The 18,519-nt window shown below is 46.6% G+C and carries 17 protein-coding genes; 8 read left to right on the plus strand and 9 right to left on the minus strand.

Going from position 1 to position 18,519, the window contains the following annotated elements:
• Nucleotides 1-142 precede the first annotated feature (142 nt).
• The 4 genes from LZG94_RS00755 to LZG94_RS00770 all read left to right on the plus strand — a co-directional run bounded on the left by LZG94_RS00755 (nucleotide 143) and on the right by LZG94_RS00770 (nucleotide 4,542).
• Nucleotides 143-949 (plus strand): glycogen/starch synthase, encoded by an 807-nt coding sequence (locus LZG94_RS00755; RefSeq protein ID WP_215234021.1) that lies wholly within the window; start codon nucleotides 143-145, stop codon nucleotides 947-949.
• Between the two features lie 231 nt (nucleotides 950-1,180).
• Nucleotides 1,181-3,019 carry a glutamine--fructose-6-phosphate transaminase (isomerizing) gene (gene glmS / locus LZG94_RS00760; protein ID WP_233789975.1) on the plus strand — a complete coding sequence of 613 codons (1,839 nt, stop codon included), beginning with the start codon at nucleotides 1,181-1,183 and terminating at the stop codon, nucleotides 3,017-3,019.
• 134 nt (nucleotides 3,020-3,153) lie between these two features.
• A complete protein-coding gene (gene gldD, locus LZG94_RS00765) occupies nucleotides 3,154-3,753 on the plus strand; it encodes a gliding motility lipoprotein GldD (protein ID WP_233789976.1) in 600 nt (199 codons plus the stop codon).
• A 72-nt stretch (nucleotides 3,754-3,825) separates the two neighbouring features.
• A complete protein-coding gene (locus LZG94_RS00770) occupies nucleotides 3,826-4,542 on the plus strand; it encodes a hypothetical protein (protein ID WP_233789977.1) in 717 nt (238 codons plus the stop codon).
• 3 nt (nucleotides 4,543-4,545) lie between these two features.
• Here the strand turns inward: LZG94_RS00770 and LZG94_RS00775 are convergent, their stop codons facing one another.
• Nucleotides 4,546-5,343, minus strand: coding sequence for an SDR family NAD(P)-dependent oxidoreductase (locus LZG94_RS00775; protein WP_233789978.1), 798 nt, complete (start codon nucleotides 5,341-5,343; stop codon nucleotides 4,546-4,548).
• A 29-nt stretch (nucleotides 5,344-5,372) separates the two neighbouring features.
• Nucleotides 5,373-7,091 (minus strand): IlvD/Edd family dehydratase, encoded by a 1,719-nt coding sequence (locus LZG94_RS00780; protein ID WP_233789980.1) that lies wholly within the window; start codon nucleotides 7,089-7,091, stop codon nucleotides 5,373-5,375.
• Between the two features lie 161 nt (nucleotides 7,092-7,252).
• Here LZG94_RS00780 and LZG94_RS00785 point away from each other — a divergent pair, with 161 nt between their 5' ends.
• Nucleotides 7,253-8,455, plus strand: coding sequence for a serine hydrolase (locus tag LZG94_RS00785; RefSeq protein ID WP_233789982.1), 1,203 nt, complete (start codon nucleotides 7,253-7,255; stop codon nucleotides 8,453-8,455).
• 3 nt (nucleotides 8,456-8,458) lie between these two features.
• On the opposite strand, the gene LZG94_RS00790 is transcribed toward LZG94_RS00785, so the two are convergent.
• Nucleotides 8,459-8,851, minus strand: coding sequence for a MerC domain-containing protein (locus tag LZG94_RS00790; RefSeq protein WP_215234014.1), 393 nt, complete (start codon nucleotides 8,849-8,851; stop codon nucleotides 8,459-8,461).
• Nucleotides 8,852-9,041: 190 nt separating this feature from the next.
• Here LZG94_RS00790 and LZG94_RS00795 point away from each other — a divergent pair, with 190 nt between their 5' ends.
• Nucleotides 9,042-9,452, plus strand: coding sequence for a Fur family transcriptional regulator (locus LZG94_RS00795; RefSeq protein WP_215234013.1), 411 nt, complete (start codon nucleotides 9,042-9,044; stop codon nucleotides 9,450-9,452).
• Here LZG94_RS00795 and LZG94_RS00800 read toward each other — a convergent pair whose 3' ends face one another.
• A complete protein-coding gene (locus LZG94_RS00800; RefSeq protein ID WP_233789984.1) occupies nucleotides 9,453-11,783 on the minus strand; it encodes a TonB-dependent receptor in 2,331 nt (776 codons plus the stop codon).
• Between the two features lie 150 nt (nucleotides 11,784-11,933).
• Here LZG94_RS00800 and LZG94_RS00805 point away from each other — a divergent pair, with 150 nt between their 5' ends.
• Nucleotides 11,934-12,692, plus strand: a complete 759-nt coding sequence (locus tag LZG94_RS00805; protein WP_233789985.1) for a hypothetical protein — start codon at nucleotides 11,934-11,936, stop codon at nucleotides 12,690-12,692.
• 21 nt (nucleotides 12,693-12,713) lie between these two features.
• Here LZG94_RS00805 and LZG94_RS00810 read toward each other — a convergent pair whose 3' ends face one another.
• From LZG94_RS00810 to LZG94_RS00830, 5 genes are all read right to left on the minus strand, one after another.
• Nucleotides 12,714-13,775, minus strand: a complete 1,062-nt coding sequence (locus LZG94_RS00810) for a 6-bladed beta-propeller (RefSeq protein ID WP_233789987.1) — start codon at nucleotides 13,773-13,775, stop codon at nucleotides 12,714-12,716.
• A gap of 71 nt (nucleotides 13,776-13,846) precedes the next feature.
• A complete protein-coding gene (locus LZG94_RS00815) occupies nucleotides 13,847-14,806 on the minus strand; it encodes a 1-phosphofructokinase family hexose kinase (RefSeq protein WP_233789989.1) in 960 nt (319 codons plus the stop codon).
• Between the two features lie 105 nt (nucleotides 14,807-14,911).
• Nucleotides 14,912-15,685, minus strand: a complete 774-nt coding sequence (locus LZG94_RS00820) for an SDR family NAD(P)-dependent oxidoreductase (protein ID WP_233789990.1) — start codon at nucleotides 15,683-15,685, stop codon at nucleotides 14,912-14,914.
• A 102-nt stretch (nucleotides 15,686-15,787) separates the two neighbouring features.
• Nucleotides 15,788-17,032, minus strand: a complete 1,245-nt coding sequence (clpX, locus tag LZG94_RS00825; RefSeq protein WP_233789992.1) for an ATP-dependent Clp protease ATP-binding subunit ClpX — start codon at nucleotides 17,030-17,032, stop codon at nucleotides 15,788-15,790.
• Between the two features lie 132 nt (nucleotides 17,033-17,164).
• A complete protein-coding gene (locus LZG94_RS00830) occupies nucleotides 17,165-17,839 on the minus strand; it encodes a ClpP family protease (protein ID WP_233789994.1) in 675 nt (224 codons plus the stop codon).
• Nucleotides 17,840-18,088: 249 nt separating this feature from the next.
• On the opposite strand from LZG94_RS00830, the gene LZG94_RS00835 reads away from it, so the two are divergent.
• On the plus strand, nucleotides 18,089-18,466 hold the full coding sequence (locus LZG94_RS00835) for a helix-turn-helix transcriptional regulator (protein ID WP_233789996.1): 378 nt from the start codon (nucleotides 18,089-18,091) through the stop codon (nucleotides 18,464-18,466).
• Nucleotides 18,467-18,519 lie beyond the last annotated feature (53 nt).

An 18,519-nucleotide genomic window follows, 5' to 3' on the forward strand; every position in this document is an offset into this window, starting at 1 on the left:
CAGCGAGTGGGTAAGTCAAATATTTGGAATGAGTTATCCCAAACTGAGCGCAATATGACAATTAGTTTGGAATATCTTTTGAAAATGAGATTTTTTTTGTATAATTTTGCAAAACTTTTTTTCACAAACTGCTTAAAGATCTATGGAGAAACTACGAATTTTATATGTAGCCAGTGAAATCAATCCCTTCCTCCAAACCACTGACGTTGCCGATTACGTAAGAAAGCTTCCTCAGGCAATGCAGGAAAGAGGTGCAGAAATCAGAATTCTAGTTCCGCGTTTTGGTCTTATCAATGAACGCAAAAACAGGCTTCATGAAGTAGTTCGACTGTCAGGAATAAATATTACCGTAGGAGATGAAGAAAAGCCCCTGATCATCAAGGTTGCATCTATACCTAATGCGAAATTGCAGGTATATTTTATTGACAATGACGATTATTTTCACCGCAAATCGGTGTTTTTCGATAAGGAGAATAACTTCTTCGATGATAATGACGAGCGCGCGATCTTCTTTTGCAAGGGTGTTCTGGAAACAGTAAAAAAATTAGGCTGGGCTCCGGATGTGGTGCACTGTAACGACTGGATGACCGCCCTGATCCCGCTGTACCTCAAAACCACTTACCGTAATGATCCTATGTTCAAGGATACGAAAAGTGTGTTTACTGTACACAACAACGCTTTTGACTACAAGTTTGATGCGGATTTAATGAGCAAGGCGAAGGCAATGGATGTGAGTGACGAGGCCCTGGCCCATTTGCATTCAGCGGATTTTGAAGGATTCGTTAAAATCGGTTGCGCTTATGCAGATGCTGTTATTAAGGCAGACGATCATTTCAGCGACAGTCTGAACCAAATCTTCAATGATGCACCGAAACGTGTAGAAATGAACGAACAGGACGAGAACTTCTCTGAATCTTACTACAATTTGTATACGGATTTGATGAACTAGTGATTTATAGATCAGTTGAAAAAAGCCGGCAGCTTTCTGAGTTGCCGGCTTTTTTGTGCCCCATAGTCAAGCTTGTAGTGTGTTGAAAATATTTTTTGCGATGTGTTCGAACACTCCCATTAAATTGGATAATTTTTAGTATTTAATTAGAAATAAGCTTGTTATGAATACGTGATTGCTCTTTATTTGGTTTTTTGTTAAACATACACTCAAACCAAATTTACAGAAAATATGTGCGGAATTGTGGCTTACGTTGGAAGCAGGGAGGCTTATCCCTTAATATTGAAAGGTCTGAAAAGGCTGGAATACCGGGGATACGACAGTTCGGGAATAGCATTGCTGAAAAGTGGTGAATTGAATATTTACAAGAAAAAAGGAAAAGTTTCTGATCTCGAAGCAGAGCTCGCCGGCAGACATTTAACAGCGACAATCGGAATAGGACACACCCGCTGGGCAACCCACGGCGAACCAAACGATATCAACGCGCACCCGCACTTTTCAAATAATCGTAAGCTTGCGATCATTCATAATGGCATTATAGAAAACTACGCTTCGATAAAGAAAAACCTGATTCAAAAAGGTCACAAGTTCCAGAGCGAGACAGATACTGAGGTACTTATTCATTTCATCGAAGATATTCAGTCAGAAACCGGCGGCTCGCTGGAATCGGCTGTGAAGCTGGCATTGAAGGAAGTAGTAGGAGCTTATGCGATCGTTGTGATGTCGGTAGACCATCCCGGGCAACTGATTGCGGCGCGCAAAGGAAGCCCGCTGGTGATCGGTATCGGGGAAGATGAATATTTCTTCGCTTCCGACGCCACGCCCATTATTGAGTATACCAAAGATGTTGTTTATCTGGACGATTATGAGGTGGCGGTTGTAAAAGACGGAAAGCTGAGTATTCAGAATCTGGACAATACAGAAACCATTCCCTACATCCAAAAGCTGGAAATGGAGCTCGAAACGATTGAAAAGGGCGGCTACGACCATTTCATGATCAAAGAAATTTTTGAACAGCCCCGCTCAATAGGTGACAGTATGCGCGGCAGGTTACGCGCTGACGACGCACATTTGCAACTGGGCGGGCTGAGCAACTATATGGATAAGCTCGCAGAGGCTGAACGGATCGTGATCGTGGCTTGCGGTACTTCCTGGCACGCCGGCCTGGTCGCCGAATATTTATTTGAGGAACTGGCCAGGATCAATGTGGAAGTCGAATATGCCTCTGAATTCAGGTATCGAAACCCGGTTATCAAGGAAAATGACATTGTGATCGCTATTTCACAGTCGGGCGAAACAGCTGACACGCTGGCTGCGATTGAGCTGGCGAAGTCAAAGGGAGCGACGATTTTTGGCGTTTGTAATGTCGTGGGCTCCTCCATTGCGAGGGCCACGCATGCAGGTGCATATACACACGCGGGACCGGAGATTGGCGTGGCGAGTACGAAAGCATTTACCGCGCAGGTCACGGTTTTGACATTGATCGCAATTGCTACTGCCAAACGAAAAGGCACTATCTCAGAAGAAACTTACCGGCAGCTGCTGATCGAGCTGGAAAATATTCCCGCCAAAGTGGAGAAGATGTTTGAGAACGCCGACAAGATCAAGGAAATCGCGTTTATTTTCACCTATGCGCGCAACTTTATTTACCTGGGACGCGGATTGAATTTTCCAGTGGCATTGGAAGGTGCATTGAAACTGAAAGAAATTTCATATATCCATGCCGAAGGTTACCCCGCCGCCGAAATGAAACACGGCCCGATCGCACTGATTGATGAAGATATGCCGGTGGTGTTCCTGGCGACCAAAGACAGTTCTTACGAAAAGATCGTATCTAATATTCAGGAAGTTAAGGCAAGAAAAGGAAGGGTGATTGCGATCGTCACGGAAGGCGACACGCTGATTCCGGGCATGGTGGATTTTGTGATTGAAGTACCTAATACCCACGAGATTTTAACGCCGCTGGTATCTGTTATTCCTTTGCAATTACTGTCTTACTACATCGCAGTCATGCGCGGCCGGAATGTGGATCAGCCACGAAATCTGGCCAAATCTGTAACCGTCGAATAAAATTTATTAGCCCGAAAAGAATGCGGAGCCAGTTGACCGGTTTCGCATTCGTGTTTTTCAAGGATTTAATTTTGCGGAAATAATATAAACCGGTTTTCGTTAGTTTTGCGCTAATGCAATTATATGTCGGATTTATGTTGAAACGGTTTCTATTACTGATCGTATTTGGTTTGAATGTGCTTTTGCTCTCCTGCGGGGACAAAGAAAAAGACGCGGGAACCTTCGCACCGCGCCCCAAAGGCTTCAACCGGATCAACCTCCCAACCCACAGCTATCAGCAACTTTCTGAGGAGCATCCCTATACTTTTCAGGTTTCCAGGTTCGCCAAAGTAGAGCCTGATACATTTTCAATGGCGGAGAAACACTGGATTTTCATTAATTACCCAGCATTAAAAGCCAATATTCAGATCACCTACAAGGCTATTAACAACGATCCCAACAGACTGAAATCTTTCATTGACGACAGTTACAAACTCGCCGGCAAACACCAGATCCGCGCTTCTTCTATTCAGGAGCAGCGGCTTTTGAGCAAGAGCGGTCGCACTGCGATGATGTTCAAGATCGAAGGAGACGTGCCTAGCCCGTACCAGTTTTACACCACAGACAGTTCAAAACACTTTTTGAGAGGCGCTATTTATTTTCCCTCTGCATCCAAAAACGACTCTCTCGCTCCCGTAATCGACTACCTTCAAAAAGATATGATCCAGCTCTTGAATACACTTCAATGGAGATAAAATTCAAGTTGTTATTGCGGTGAAAAATGGAAGGGTGTATCTTTGAAGTTCTCACCTCAACAAGATCAGCACATGCCTAAAAAGCAACCTAAAAACCAACTTTTGCTAGACTTCTCGGTCAGGGGAAACCGGATCGTGCTTCACCTCGGACAAGTCGAAAGTCAACGGTTGGGAGATCAGCTTTTTGAAGGTTTGATCAATGGTGACTGGATGATCGAGCCGGCTGGTGAAGTGGCTGATATCTCTTATGCACAGGATATTGTTCATCAGATAGGTCACAAACTTCCTTATCCTGAGGGTATTAAGATCGCGCAGCTGCATAAAGCCGATCCCGGTTTTAAAGGTTTTTCGGCGATTTACCGTCAGAAAGGTTGGGTATTCGTCAATGCGAAATCCGACATCAACGAGCGGAATTACCATATTCACTTGCTTACCGTTTCGCTGGGACTGCATACTTTATATACCAACACAGCGTCCCTCGCCGCCCGCTCGGAGCAGCTGATATTTGAGGCGCTTTTGCCTTATAAGGAAGTGGAAAGTTTTTTCAGGACTGATATTTTCAAGATCCCTGACGCGCTCGCTTCTGATATTGCCGGTTTTTTCAAAGTGCCTTATCCAATGGTTTTGAAAAGAGCATTGGCACTAAAAATCATCACCGACGAGCAATACCGGAATTTTATGACGGCCAACCCAGCCGCTGCTTCCAAACCGCGCGAATTGTTTATTTTCAAAGACGGCAGCATCGACGATCTGGAAGCACAGCTTTTTTCGGGGAGTCTCGAAGACTAGTTTTTAATCTTTATTTACGGCCATATTACTCAGGTCGGGGAGTGGGCTTACCGAAGTCCAGCCTCCGTCGACCACCAAACTTTGTCCGGTAATATGCCCTGAATGCGGCGAAAGCAGGAATAGGGCCGCATTCGCAATATCTTCACAAATAGCGGGCCGCCCCATTGGCGTGATCGCCGACCATGTTTTAGGGTAAGTGGGGTCCTCAGCCAAAGTTCGCTCGGTCAATGTAGCACCCGGCGCGACGGTATTGATCGTGATTCCATGCGGGGAAAGCTCGATAACCAGGTTTTTTGCCAGCATTTCCAAGCCAGCTTTCGTCATAGCATAAGCCCCAAGAAACTTGTGCGCCTGGTGTCCCACAACCGAAGACATTAGCAGTACCCGGCCGCCAGATTTTTGCTTTCGCATTTGTTTCGCCGCAGCCTGGGTCAGCATAAACGAGCCCATTAAATTAACTTCCAAAACCTGCCGAAGCTTATCGGCAGGATATTCAAAAAAGTCGCCAAACAGGGTGATACCTGCATTGGCAACACAAATAGTCAGTTTTCCAAAGCATTTCACAGCTTCTTCCACCATACCGTCAATGATTTCCTGACTGGATGCATCACCGGCAAATGCAATGCATTCCCCTCCTAAGTCGCGGATTCTCCTGGCAGCTTCGGCAGCCAGATCCTGGTCAGCGTCGTTGAGGATTACGCCCGCGCCTTGCAGGGCCAGCTGTCGCGCAATCTCAAATCCTATTCCCTGGCCGGCGCCGGTGATGATAGCTACCTGATTATCAAATGGTATATTATTCATGTCACTCAAATTCATAGGTGTAAAGGGCATTAATGCGAGTCCCTTGTCACTTTATCTCCCGATCCGCCTACAAGGAAGTCGAGGTCAGCGCCTTCGTGCGCTTGAAGAACATGGTTTATATGCAGATTTACATAGCCTCGCTTATAACCCAGATCCAGCGGTTTCCAGTCACATTTTCGCGTTTCCAACTCCTCAGGGGATACTTCCAGATTGAGTCTTCTGTTTGCAACATCCAGCTCGATAAAGTCACCGTCGCGCACCAATGCGAGCGTACCGCACACCGCGGCTTCCGGGGAAATATGCAAAACAACCGTTCCAAATCCGGTACCGCTCATCCTGCCGTCGGAAATCCGTACCATATCGATCACTCCTTTCGCAAGCAGCTTTTTAGGCAGGGACATATTGCCGACTTCCGGCATCCCGGGGTATCCTTTCGGTCCTACATTTTTCAAAACGAGAATGCTGTTTTCATCCACATCCAGTTCAGGATCGTCGAGTCTTGCTTTGTAATCGTCAATATCTTCGAAAACAACCGCTCTGCCCCTGTGCTGCATGAGATCTGGATTTAGTGAAGCAGAAGGCTTGATTACCGCCCCGTTTTCACACAAATTACCTCTTAAGACAGCCAATCCGGTCAGGTCTTTAATAGGCTCTGCAAGTGTGCCAATTACTTCCGGGTCAAAGCATTCCGCCGTCGCGCAGTTCTCGCCCATTGTTTTTCCATTGGCCGTAATTACGCCGTCGTGTAGCCTGCCGATCAGTTCTTTGATCACCACGGGCAAGCCGCCCGCGTAATAGAAATCTTCCATAAAATATCCGCCCGACGGCTGCAAATTGAGCAGCAGGGGCACTTTGGCGCATATTTCGTTGAAATCATTCAGCGTCAGATCCACGCCGATCCGTCCTGCAATGGCCAGTAAGTGGATCACAAAGTTGGTCGATCCGCCGATTGCCGCATTGATCATAATCGCATTCTCAAATGCTTCTTTGGTTAATATCTGGGATAGTCTTAGATCTTCGTGGACCATCTGCACGATCCTTCTTCCGGATAAATGCGCCAATACTTTCCGGCGCGAATCTGCGGCTGGAATCGCGGCATTTTCGGGCAGCGTCAAGCCAAGCGATTCGACCATGCAGGCCATCGTGGAAGCTGTTCCCATTACGGCGCAATGCCCTGCGCTGCGGCACATACAGGCTTCGGAGGTCGTGAATTCTTCCTGCGACATTTCACCTTTCCTATAAAGCTCACTGAATCGCCACACGTCGCTGGTACCTACGGTTTTTCCGCGGTAGCGGCCGGTAAGCATTGGTCCGCCGGAAACAACGATGGTAGGAATGTCCACGCTCGCTGCGCCCATTACCAGTGAAGGTGTCGTTTTATCACAACCGCAAAGCAATACCACGCCGTCTATCGGATTGGCGCGGATCGATTCTTCTACATCCATGCTCGCCAGGTTGCGGTAGAGCATTGCTGTGGGTTTCATCAGCGTTTCACCCAGCGACATGACCGGGAATTCGAGCGGGAAACCGCCTGCTTCCCAAACGCCCCTTTTGACCGATTCGGCCAACTCGCGGAAATGCCCGTTACAGGGCGTTAATTCTGAAAATGTATTGCAGATACCGATCACCGGCCGTCCCTCAAATTCATCAGCAGGATAACCCTGGTTTTTCATCCAGGCCCTGTATATGAACCCGTCCTTTCCCGATTTTCCAAACCAGCCGCGGCTGCGTAACTTATTTTCTTCCATTGTCGCCATTGTTTACAGATAATAAGTAAAGCCTGTTCTCAGTAAAATATAATTCCGCCGACCCTTTAAAATAAAAATTGTATATTCGTTTTACACGTGCTACTGGTTAACCGATGATTTCCGGAAGAAGATATAAATTCTTGCTTTTCTTGCTTTTACCCTTGTTTGCATCACCCTCTCTTGCGCAAATTCATTCTGATGGTTTTATAGAAAAATTGCTGAAAAAGCATCCGGAACGCTTTTCAGAAATCCTTCAAAATCCTGACAAATACCAGATCCAGATTCTGTATACGCGCATTGACAGAAACAAAAAGAACGAGCCGCATTTCACTACCCATGCTTACCGGCTCAATCAAAATCAATATTTTTATCCTGCAAGTACCGTTAAGCTGCCAGCCGTCGCATTGGCTTTCGAGAAGCTGAATAAGCTGGGTATTGATAAATACACCCCGATGCTAACCGGCGCCGACCGGCCTGAACAAATGGCTGTAACGAAAGATTCTACCTCCGAAAATGGGTTACCCTCCGTCGCGCATTACGCCAAGAAGATTCTTCTGGCCAGCGATAATGATGCATTCAACAGGCTTTACGAGTTCATCGGGCAGCAGGAGTTCAATGATAGTTTGCACAAAAAAGGATACATAAACACGCGGATTATTCACCGGCTCGAATCCAACATTGGTCCTGAAAATAATCGCTATACCAACCCCATTAAGTTTGAAAAGGATGGAAAGACGATTTATCAGCAACCGGCACAATATAGTAGCAAGGAATTCAAGGCGCCTGCTCCGGTATTAGTGGGTAAAGGTTTTATGAAAGATGGTCAGCTGGTGAATGAGCCTTTTGACTTTACAGCCAAGAACAGCTTTCCGCTGGAAGAACAGCACAGGATGCTTAAAGCACTGTTTTTTCCCGATCAGGTTCCTGCCAATCAGCGTTTCAATTTGACCGAGGATGATTATCAGTTTATGTACCGGTATATGTCTCAATTTCCGGTCGAGACAGATTTTCCGGCCAATTATACAGAAGATTACTACGATGGATATGTGAAATTCCTGATGTTCGGCGCGACAAAAACCCGGTTGCCCAGACATATCCGGCTATTCAACAAGAGCGGCGACGCTTACGGTTTTCTGCTCGACAATGCTTATATAGCTGATTTTGAGAAAGGGATTGAGTTTATGCTGACCGCAGTAATATATTGTAATGAAGATGGGATCTTCAATGACGATCAATATGAATATGATACGGTGGGCTTGCCGTTTATGGCAAATCTGGGCAAGACGATCTTTGACTATGAACTAACCAGGAAGCGTTCTGTAAGGCCGGACCTGAACCGATTTGAAGTGGAATACGATAAGTAGTGATCAGGAAATCCGCATTTTAAATCTCGGCGCAATCTGGCAAATGTACAGATTGATCAAATGTCCGACGATCAGCAGCGCAGAACCTGCATAGCTCAGCCACGAGAAAATCGCATGTTTTCCTTCAAAAAGCAAAGAAACCGAAAACAGCGCCAGGGCTCCCCAAAGTAAGATCCGGAGTGGAAGAGATTTGTGGTGACGGGTTGCGTAGTAAACGGCAACACCGTTGATGAGGATAAACAAAAAGTCAAGATAACGCAGTCCGTCATGCGAATGATGTGACGCAACGCTCGAACCAAATGCCAGCGCAGGAACAAGGATACAATGGATAATGCAAAGTACAGAACCCAGAATTCCTATGTAATCGGCTTTGTTATGTGAGTGTACTGACTTCATATTTAAATACATGATGTTGCAAAAATAGCACATTGAATACTTACATGCAACCGCGTTGCAAAATATTTTCAACGTTGACCTGGTACCGGAGGCAACTGCCGGCTGGTAATTGTAAGTGATAGAACTTAACTTTGGTGTGAAAGGTTTTATAGATATCAAACTTTTGTGAAGTAATAAATTATTGGAAAAGATGGATCAATTGAAGGAAACATTGAAAGGGCACCACCTTCGTACAACAACTTGCCGGGAAGATGTACTTTCAACTTTCATTACCAAGAAAAATGCACTCTCACACGGTGACCTCGAAGGTGCGCTCGGTGAGAATTACGACCGCGTGACGATTTACAGAACCCTGAAAACTTTCCTGGAAAAGGGGATTATCCACAAAGTGCTGGACGATGAAGGGTTACGTTACGCATTATGTTCGCACAATTGTTCTGAAGAGCAACATCAGCACGATCATATTCACTTCAAATGCAATGCATGCGGCGAAACGAATTGTCTTGAAAATCTGAGCATTCCCGCGGTTCAGTTGCCTGCTGGTTATAAGCCGCAAAATTTCAACCTGCTTATTCAGGGTACCTGCCCGAAATGCAATTAATTAGCTTCCAAACTTCCATTTGAGGCGCAGCGAGGCATTTCTACCCATTTCGTCTGCATAGTACCGGAACCGGTTGAGGTAATCCCGGTAAGCGGTATTGAAGATATTCTGAATACTTACGCCGATTTCCAGCTCCTGCTTTTCTGAAAAGCGCAGTGAAGTGCCCGCTTGCAGGTTCCAGAGGCTGTATGCTTTTGGCGGCGGGAGAAAATCACTGTTCGCTGGTACTCGTTTTTGCCGCGCTACGAGCAGATTTCCAACAGAAACAAAAGTATTATGCCACTTTTCGTCTATTCCCGGTAGTTCATATTTCAATTCATTATCCAGTCGGTTCGGCGGGATCATGACCAGAAAAGCGTCATTGCGCTGGTCGTAAACGCGCAGGTAGCTTAACTTGCTCGCAATCGTTGTGTTTTTGGCAAATTTCCAGCTTGCGGAAAGGTCGATACCGGTAAAGGAAGCGTCGGTCTGGGTGTATTTGAAATAGGGGAAAGCGCCTCTGATTGTAAGAATGGGCTCTGGCTGGGGTTTTAAATAAATGTAATCGGAAATGTAATTGTAGTAGCCTACGATCTCGACTGACCATTTTTCGTCTGCATATTTCAAACTTGCTGTCGTATTTAGCGCCTTTTCAGATTGAAGCGTCGCGTCGCCTTTCTCAAAAGCAGCGGCGCCGTGGTGTACACCGTCGCTGAAAAGCTCACTTACATTGGGTGCGCGCCAGGCTGAACCTACATTCAGCCGCGCCGAAAACCGTTCGGAAAAATTGCGGGTCGCACCGATCGTTCCTGAAAAATTAGCAAACTGAAAATCATTAGCGATCTTTTCCCGATTCACGATCCGGTAAGTTTTCAATGTCCGGTAATCGTATCGCACGCCCGCTTCAAGCTCCCATTTATTAGTCACGTAACGTTCCAGCCAAAACAAGCCAATATTGAACTGGTTGAAATTGGGTATCAGCGGACGTCCGTCCATTAAATTATATTGATACAAAGTACTGATCCCGACCTGTCCGGCCAGCTTACCAGCGATCGGTTTGTGGTCCCAGACAACGTCGTTGGTCAGCGTCGACAATTTGAAAGTGAGCTCTGGCCGGTTGAGCGCGGCTATCGAATCATTTCTTGGCCGGTGCAAATCATATTCGTTCCGGTCGTTCAACTGTCGGGCAAATGTCCATTGAATGCCGCTGCCGTTTTTAAAATGGTAATGTGTTTCTGCTTTAATTAGCTCGTGGGCAACATTCTGATTCGGCCGGGCGATATTGTAGCTGAATCCGGATTTAATAAGCGGCTCACCATTTTTGATCACATTCAGAAGATCCGTAACGCTGCCAATATGAGAGCCTGAAAAAATACCGATCTTCGTCGCGAACCGGCTGTAAAACACATCTATACCAAAACCCTGATTGCGATAGCCCGCACCCAGCGAAAAGTTCTTCTCACTGATCCCGGTATTATCCAGGAAATAGCGGGGAGTCCGGATATTCCCACCACGCTTGATCGTACCCTGCGCGCGCCAGGCGAAGCCTTTCAAACCTTTGATACCGCCTTGCAAGGTAGCAGAACCAACACCCTGCCTTCCATTAGAAAAGCCGACTGCATTCACTTCGCCGCTCAACTGCTTGTTGTAGGGAAGCTCCTCCGTTTCCACCAAAATAACCCCGCCTATTGCATCAGAACCATAACGGACACCCGCGGCGCCCTTCACAACTGATAATCTTGTTGCGATAAATGGATCAATTTCCGGCGCGTGCTCCGAGCCCCACTGTTGCCCTTCCTGGCGGACACCATTGTTCATGATCAATATCCGGTTACTATGGAGTCCGTGGATAACGGGTTTTGAGATCGAAGAACCAGTTTGCAGCGTAGTCACACCAGCGACGCCTTTCAAACTTTCTCCCAGATTCTGTCCACGCGTTTTTTCAAGATCGGTGCCGGAAATAGTTGTTAAAGGTTGGGAAGAAGGCGCTTCCGAGCGGTGAGCGGTAATTTCTACATCCTGCAAATGCACTTCCTGCTCTTCCAGATTGAAGTTTTCTTCATGCCCGGCGGTCAGGTCGAGCTTGTGCTGGAATGACGCGTAGCCCACGATCCGGCATTCCATGGTGTAGGAACCCGGACAAAGATCACGCAATTCGTACCTGCCCGAAGCGTCAGTGAAAACGCCTTTATTTTGGCCAAGTATCTGAACAGTAGCCCCCACAACCGGCTGACCGGAATGTTTGTCCCGCACAACACCCTTCACAAAACACGCGCAGCCCTGATTCTGACCATAAGACAAAACAGACAGCAAGCTGAAAATAACGAGAAAAATATGGCGCTTATAGGGCATCAGAAACTGACAGAGGTATGCTATTGTTAATAAATACAAAAATAGCATTAGTGCAACTTTGTTGCAACTTAAACGAACAAGTATTTTGGGAATCTTGCCACTGATTCAATGCACGAAACGTAAATTTGGGCTTTTAAATCGCTACGAAAGTTGTCTTATCTGCTAATTTCCAAAATACTATTGATGCCGCCGCTCATCGCCGGCGTGACGCTCGCTGTGAGAAAATGGGGAGAAGGTTTTGGGGGCTGGATTGGCGGATTTCCCTGGGTAGCGGGGCCGATATCATTTTATATAGCACTGGAACACGGTTCTGCATTCGCCGCTTCCACGATCACTTCGGCGCTGCTCGGGTCGATCGGTACCATATTATTCGCGCTGGTTTACTCCGTTTTATCGCCGCGGTTACCCTGGCTGCCGACTGTTCTGATCAGTTATTCGGTGTATTTCGTTGTGGCGCTGTTGTCACTCGGCCGGGACATTTCTTTGCTCGGGGCTACTATCCTTAATATCAGCGTACTCACATTTGTTTTATATTTTTTTCCAAAACCAAAAGCGAAGACAGACTTCCGCAAACAACCTTCGTACGATATTCCGTTGCGGATGATCGTAGCGACGTTTTTCGTGGTGATGCTAACCCAAGCGGCAGATTACCTCGGGCCTACTTGGAGCGGCATCCTCACGCCGTTTCCTATTATGACTTCCACGCTGGCCGTGTTTACGCATTCGCAGCAAGGTGCCAATGCGGCGATCAGGATATTGTATGGATTAATGCTGGCAGGTTATGGATTTATCGCGTTCCTGGTAGGAGTGGCCTGGCTCGTCCCGCAAATGCCTATTGCATCGGCTTACGGGATCTTAATGGTAGGGACAATGGTAATTAACGGAATTACAGTCAGGCTGATCCGCTGAGGAACCAGCCCGACCTACATTTTAAACCCTTTCCAGCTTCACAGGATAAGTTTTCTTGGCATTCCATTGACAAACATAAATGTTCTGGTCGCCGTCAATACAAACGTCGTGACAATGCATGAAAATCGGTTTTTCCTGCACCATGATTTGCAATTCGCCATTTTTATATTCCGGCTTGGTTCCACCGGGATTCGAAATTACTTTATTGTTCTTGTCAAGAATAGTTACAAAACCCGAGTTAGGTGTTTGGTTCAAATAGCGTAACCGCGACCAGCAAACTCCTGCAAATAGGTTCTCACCCTGAAAAACGGGACGGCAAACGAATGCGCCCGGCAAAAACAATGTGCTCAGGTACTTACCGTCCAATGTAAATCTCTTGAATGCATTGTGCGCGCGCGAAGTGACGAGCAGGGTAGGGTTGGCTTTGTCACGATAATCCACCGCAACTCCGTGAGCTGTCGAAAACTGGGCGTCGCCGTCGCCGGTGCCGCCGAATTTGTCAATGAATTCTCCTTTTTGACTGTATCTCAGGATAAAGTTGGAGCCGTAACCATCGGCAACGTAAATCGTTCCGTCAGGTCCTATTGCTGTTTCTGTTGGTTTAAAAGGGTCGGTTTCTTTGTATGCGCCTACTTTTGAAGGATGTTCAATGGTGAGCAAAACTTTGCCTTTCAGGTCAGTTTTAGTCACTTTTCCTGTGTTGGGATCTGTGATGAAGAGAAATTCTTCGCCATTTGCATTCCACAAGGTCAGCCCGTGTCCGCCGGGATATTCGTGTCCCCAGCTTTCCAGCAACTTGCCCGACCGGTCGTAAATGAGGATATTATTTTTGATTTCGTCGGTCACCATGATCAGCCTGCCTTTGCTGTCCTGGACCATTTCGTGGCAGTTATTTACAGGAAATTTAGACGAATCCAGATTTCCCCAGCCCTGGTTGACTTTGTACTTATGCGTCCCGTGACCAATGGTTTCCCCATCGAGTTTCGGTTTCGCATTCAGAATGTAAAAAGGTTTAAAAGTAAGGGTTGCGGCGGCTGCGGCAGTTATTTTTGCAAACTGGCGGCGTGATTGTATTTCTGACATGACGAGTCTTTTATTTGAAAAAAGACAGTGCCAATAATTTCTTACTATGATTATAATTTAATCTGAAATGCTTAGCTCGCCGAATAGCGTTTTCCATAACGGTTCAGCCAATCCATCAGGTGATTTACATCCTGCATCTTGAATAGTTCACTGCCCGCATTCATGGTTGCAGCGGTGCCGCAAGCCACGCCCATTCTCACCGCTTCGCGATAAGATTTTCCTTGCGATAAAGTCCAGACAATACCCGCCAGCATACTATCTCCCGCTCCCACTGTACTTTTCGGCTGCACGGGCGGGGCAGGAATATGCTCCACCTGGTCTTCCGTCACGAGCATCGCACCCATTGCGCCCATTGAAACCACCACAATTTCGCATTGTCCCCTGATAATTAATGCACGCGCAGCATCGTCAACCTCGTCCATTTCCAGCTTATCGACTCCTACCAACTCACTGAGTTCTATAATGTTCGGTTTAAGGAGATAAACGCCGGCTTCAGTCGCGTATCTTAATGCGTCGCCGGAAGTATCGGCTATGAATTTAGCGCCTTGGTTGTGGGCTATTTTGGCTATTTGTCCGTAAAAATCGTTGGGTACCCCGGGAGGCAAACTCCCGCTTGCAATGATATAAGAAGGTTTTGGGTCAAATTCTTCCAGCATTTCGAGAATCGAACGTACCTCGGTTGGCATCATTTCCGTTCCCGGCATCCCGAAACGGTACTGAAAACCGGTACTGGTTTCGAGGACATGGAAGTTCTCGCGGGTCCATTGTTTGGTTTCAATAACCATGGTTTCCACACCCTCGTTCTTCACCAGCTTGTGCAGGCGCTGGCCGGTAGGTCCCCCAACAGTGAAAATAGCAATCGGATTTCCACCCAATCGATGTACGGCCTTGGCCACATTGATCCCACCACCGCCAGCCTCAAAATTAGGTGCGTCGCAGCGGAGCTTATTATCAGGAACAATGCGGTTTACATTCGAGCTTTTATCAAGAGCAGGATTGATTGTAAGTGTCACAATTGGTCCGGTTGCCATAGGAGTTGGGTTATTTGTTTATTGCGCTAATTTATGCGAATAAAAACAAAAAACGGATTAGCGCCGCTCCCTTCTTGAATTGTTCACATTGCGCAGACATTTAATTCAGTACTGGCCATCGCTTACTTCCCAGCCGCCGTCCACGGAAAAGTTTTGTCCGGTAGTGAATCTCGCATAGTCGGACATGAAGTAAACTGCCGCTCCGTCCAGGTCGCCCGGCAGTCCGTAGCGGCCTCCGTCCAGGGCTTGTTTGGAAGTAACAAATCTTGCGGAGTCATTTTGCTGGTCATCAATGCCTTCAATGATACCCGGAGTAAGTACATTGACGCGGATATTCTTGGCCGCGTAGGAAGCTGCAATGGATTTCGAAAATCCAATCACAGCGGACTTAGCAGTTGCATACGCATGATTGGAGAAATGGCGGGCGGGTGAAAAACCTAGTACAGAGCTCATATTCAGGATACTACCGCCTTTATTCATACCCATAAATGTGCGGATAGCTGCCTGATTGGACAACATGAGCGAAGTCAGGTTCCAGTCAAGCGTTTTGTTCCAGCCTTCCAGGGACAGCTCATGCAAAGGTCCGTCGCCCAGGTTTTTGCCGCCACCGCCTGCCACGTGGTACAACCCGTCAAAACTTCCGAATTCGCGAATGCAAAGCTGGATCGCGTCCATTGCGGTTTGCGGGTGTGTGGCGTCACCTTGCTTTGCGCGTGCGGTACTTCCGAGCTGCAACTCCGCTACCAGGCAGTTTTCAGGGTTGCGACCGACTACGACCACATTAGCTCCGTTCCTGACAAATGCTTTGGCTGCTGAAAAACCGAGCCCCGTCGTACCTCCAATAATTACAATCGATTTATTTCCCAGCCAGCTTTCCATATTACTATTCTATTTTTTATTGCAAAATAGGACTATTGCCATAAAAAATGAAACGCCTGACATCGTTTAGTATGTCAGGCGTTTCAAGAGAACTTGCTATTACTATGCTACTGAGCGCAATATAGACATCGAAGATTTATCAAATTTATCTTTTGCGTAATCCAGTGAAAGCGTGAATTCCTGCACATCTTTCTGAGAAGGAAGATCAAACATCGCGTCTGTCATAATGGATTCGCAAATCGCGCGGAGACCACGTGCACCTAATTTATAGGTCATCGCCTGGTCTACAATGAAGTCAAGTACCGCCTCTTCGAAATGGAGCGTAATGCCTTCCATTGCGAAAAGTTTGCTGTATTGTTTCACCAAAGCATTTTTAGGTTCGGTCAATATCCGGCGTAGCGTTTCGCGATCCAGTGGATTCAAATGCGTCAATACCGGCAAGCGACCGATCAGCTCGGGGATCAATCCGAAAGATTTAAGGTCCATCGCAGTTACGTAGCGCATCAGGTTACCTTTATCAAAAATCTCTATGATCCGATTGTCGCCCGAAAAACCGATCGGACGTGTATTGATACGTTTTCCAATATGTCTTTCAATACCATCGAATGCGCCTCCGCAGATGAAAAGGATATTTTCAGTATTGAGCGTGATCATTTTCTGATCCGGGTGCTTGCGGCCGCCTTGTGGTGGCACATTTACAGTAGACCCTTCCAATAATTTCAAAAGCGCCTGCTGCACGCCTTCACCACTTACATCACGGGTAATGGAAGGGTTGTCAGACTTCCGCGCGATTTTATCAATCTCGTCAATGTAAACGATCCCGCGCTCGGCAGCTTCCACATTGTAGTCAGCAGCCTGCAACAGTCTTGTCAAAATTGTTTCAACATCTTCCCCCACATAACCAGCCTCGGTTACTACCGTCGCATCGGCCACGCAAAAGGGTACCTGCAAAATTCTGGCAATAGATTTAGCCAAATAAGTTTTGCCAGTTCCGGTTTCGCCCACCATAATGATATTCGATTTTTCAATCACAACATCATCTTCGGTAGTAGTCTGGTTTAGCCTTTTGTAATGATTATATACAGCAACTGCCAGCGAACGTTTTGCTTCGTCCTGGCCGATCACATATTGTTCAAGAAAATGTTTGATTTCCGTTGGTGGTATTGGTTTCAGCTTGGGAAGCTTGCCTTTCTTCTCTTTTTTATCCTCCTTCGCCCCTAATTCTTCCGTAATCACCTGGTGGCCTTGGGCTATGCAGTGATTACATATATGTGCATCTATTCCGGAAAGCAATAAATCGACTTCGTTTTTCTTACGTCCGCAAAACGAACAACTTACTTGTGCCATTGGGTAAATTTAAACAGTTAGTAATACAAATTTCCGGTTTTTTGATCGGCTTACCAAATAGAAATCGGCCTTACAATAAAAAGCGCCCGGACAGACTGGCTCTCCGGGCGCTCGCATTCAGGTTCTGATAATTTATTTATCTCTTGTCAAAACTTCATCAATCAGCCCATATTCCTTTGCTTCTCCGGCTTTCAACCATTTATCACGGTCCGAATCGATCGCAATCTGTTCTGGGGTTTGTCCGGTATGGTTAGCCAGAATTTCATAAAGTTCGTGACGCAATTTCACGATTTCGCGGGTAGTGATCTCGATATCAACCGAAGTTCCCTGCGCACCACCCGAAGGCTGGTGAATCATCACGCGTGCATGAGGTAATGCAGCACGTTTTCCAGCGGCACCGCCAGCGAGCAAAACAGCACCCATTGAAGCGGCTAGACTGGTACAAACTGTCGCTACATCAGGTCTTACATATTGCATGGTATCATAAATTCCCAACCCTGCATATACCGAGCCGCCCGGGCTGTTGATATACATCAGAATGTCTTTTTTAGGATCAGCAGATTCGAGGAACAATAGCTGTGCAACGATGATATTCGCGATATTATCGTCCACACCAGTTCCCATGAATATAATACGGTCGGCCATCAAACGTGAAAAAACGTCCACCTCGCGGAAGTTCATCGGACGCTCTTCAATGACCGAGCGGGTCATATTTTCAACTGTGTGGTTCATGTAACCGTCCACCGTCAGGCCGTTCACGCCAAGGTGATGGACAGCATATTTTCTAAATTCATTTCCGTGGTTCATCGATAAACTTAAATTTTAATTGAATTTATATTTAAAGGGCAAATTCATTATAGAACAAAAAGCAATATATGTTAGTTTCTGTTTATAAAACTGCTTGCTGATTAATTCGGTTGTCACAAATTTGACCAATTCATTGAATAATCCTTGTCAATCCTCGCGATAATTTGTCGGAATTTGCGAGGAGCAGATATTAGCGGCGGTCACTACATTGCATTGTAAACGATTTTGAAAAAGATAAATACAGCGACTATGAGCGCAGCATCTAACTTATCGGAAAAGATTCGCCTGATCAGATTGCAAAAGGGTCTTTCCCAGGAAAATATGGCCGATATGCTCGGCTTGTCTACCACTGCTTACGGCGATTTGGAGCGGGGAAGGACGGAGCTTTCAGTTTCAAGGCTTGAAAATATAGCGAAATTACTCGACGTGCCTTTGCAGGAAATGCTCGGTTTTGATTCGCTTTCGATGTCTGAAACAGACTGGCTCCGGCAGGAAAATACGCGGCTGCTTGCCGAGAACCGCAGAATGCAGAATGAGCTGGACCAATGGAAGCTGAAATTCAGACAGTGGTTTGGCGAAGGTATTGTCCGGGAGATCGGCCAGCAGCGGGATCGGATCGGCTTCTAAAAAAACACCGTTCCACGCCTTGGCATGGAACGGTGCAAAATTTTCATTGCGAA

It is taken from the genome of Dyadobacter sp. CY343 (assembly GCF_021390335.1).
GTDB lineage: Bacteria > Bacteroidota > Bacteroidia > Cytophagales > Spirosomataceae > Dyadobacter.

What these genes read in the sequence shown, in the direction of transcription:
- glmS (WP_233789975.1), top strand. Translation starts at nt 1,181, where the DNA reads ATGTGCGGAATTGTGGCTTACGTTGGAAGCAGGGAGGCTTATCCCTTA.
- LZG94_RS00820 (WP_233789990.1), bottom strand. Translation starts at nt 15,685, where the DNA reads ATGGAAAGCTGGCTGGGAAATAAATCGATTGTAATTATTGGAGGTACG.
- LZG94_RS00770 (WP_233789977.1), top strand. Translation starts at nt 3,826, where the DNA reads ATGCCTAAAAAGCAACCTAAAAACCAACTTTTGCTAGACTTCTCGGTC.
- LZG94_RS00755 (WP_215234021.1), top strand. Translation starts at nt 143, where the DNA reads ATGGAGAAACTACGAATTTTATATGTAGCCAGTGAAATCAATCCCTTC.
- LZG94_RS00830 (WP_233789994.1), bottom strand. Translation starts at nt 17,839, where the DNA reads ATGAACCACGGAAATGAATTTAGAAAATATGCTGTCCATCACCTTGGC.
- LZG94_RS00810 (WP_233789987.1), bottom strand. Translation starts at nt 13,775, where the DNA reads ATGTCAGAAATACAATCACGCCGCCAGTTTGCAAAAATAACTGCCGCA.
- LZG94_RS00775 (WP_233789978.1), bottom strand. Translation starts at nt 5,343, where the DNA reads ATGAATAATATACCATTTGATAATCAGGTAGCTATCATCACCGGCGCC.
- LZG94_RS00815 (WP_233789989.1), bottom strand. Translation starts at nt 14,806, where the DNA reads ATGGCAACCGGACCAATTGTGACACTTACAATCAATCCTGCTCTTGAT.
- LZG94_RS00780 (WP_233789980.1), bottom strand. Translation starts at nt 7,091, where the DNA reads ATGGAAGAAAATAAGTTACGCAGCCGCGGCTGGTTTGGAAAATCGGGA.
- LZG94_RS00795 (WP_215234013.1), top strand. Translation starts at nt 9,042, where the DNA reads ATGGATCAATTGAAGGAAACATTGAAAGGGCACCACCTTCGTACAACA.
- LZG94_RS00800 (WP_233789984.1), bottom strand. Translation starts at nt 11,783, where the DNA reads ATGCCCTATAAGCGCCATATTTTTCTCGTTATTTTCAGCTTGCTGTCT.
- LZG94_RS00835 (WP_233789996.1), top strand. Translation starts at nt 18,089, where the DNA reads ATGAGCGCAGCATCTAACTTATCGGAAAAGATTCGCCTGATCAGATTG.
- clpX (WP_233789992.1), bottom strand. Translation starts at nt 17,032, where the DNA reads ATGGCACAAGTAAGTTGTTCGTTTTGCGGACGTAAGAAAAACGAAGTC.
- gldD (WP_233789976.1), top strand. Translation starts at nt 3,154, where the DNA reads ATGTTGAAACGGTTTCTATTACTGATCGTATTTGGTTTGAATGTGCTT.
- LZG94_RS00790 (WP_215234014.1), bottom strand. Translation starts at nt 8,851, where the DNA reads ATGAAGTCAGTACACTCACATAACAAAGCCGATTACATAGGAATTCTG.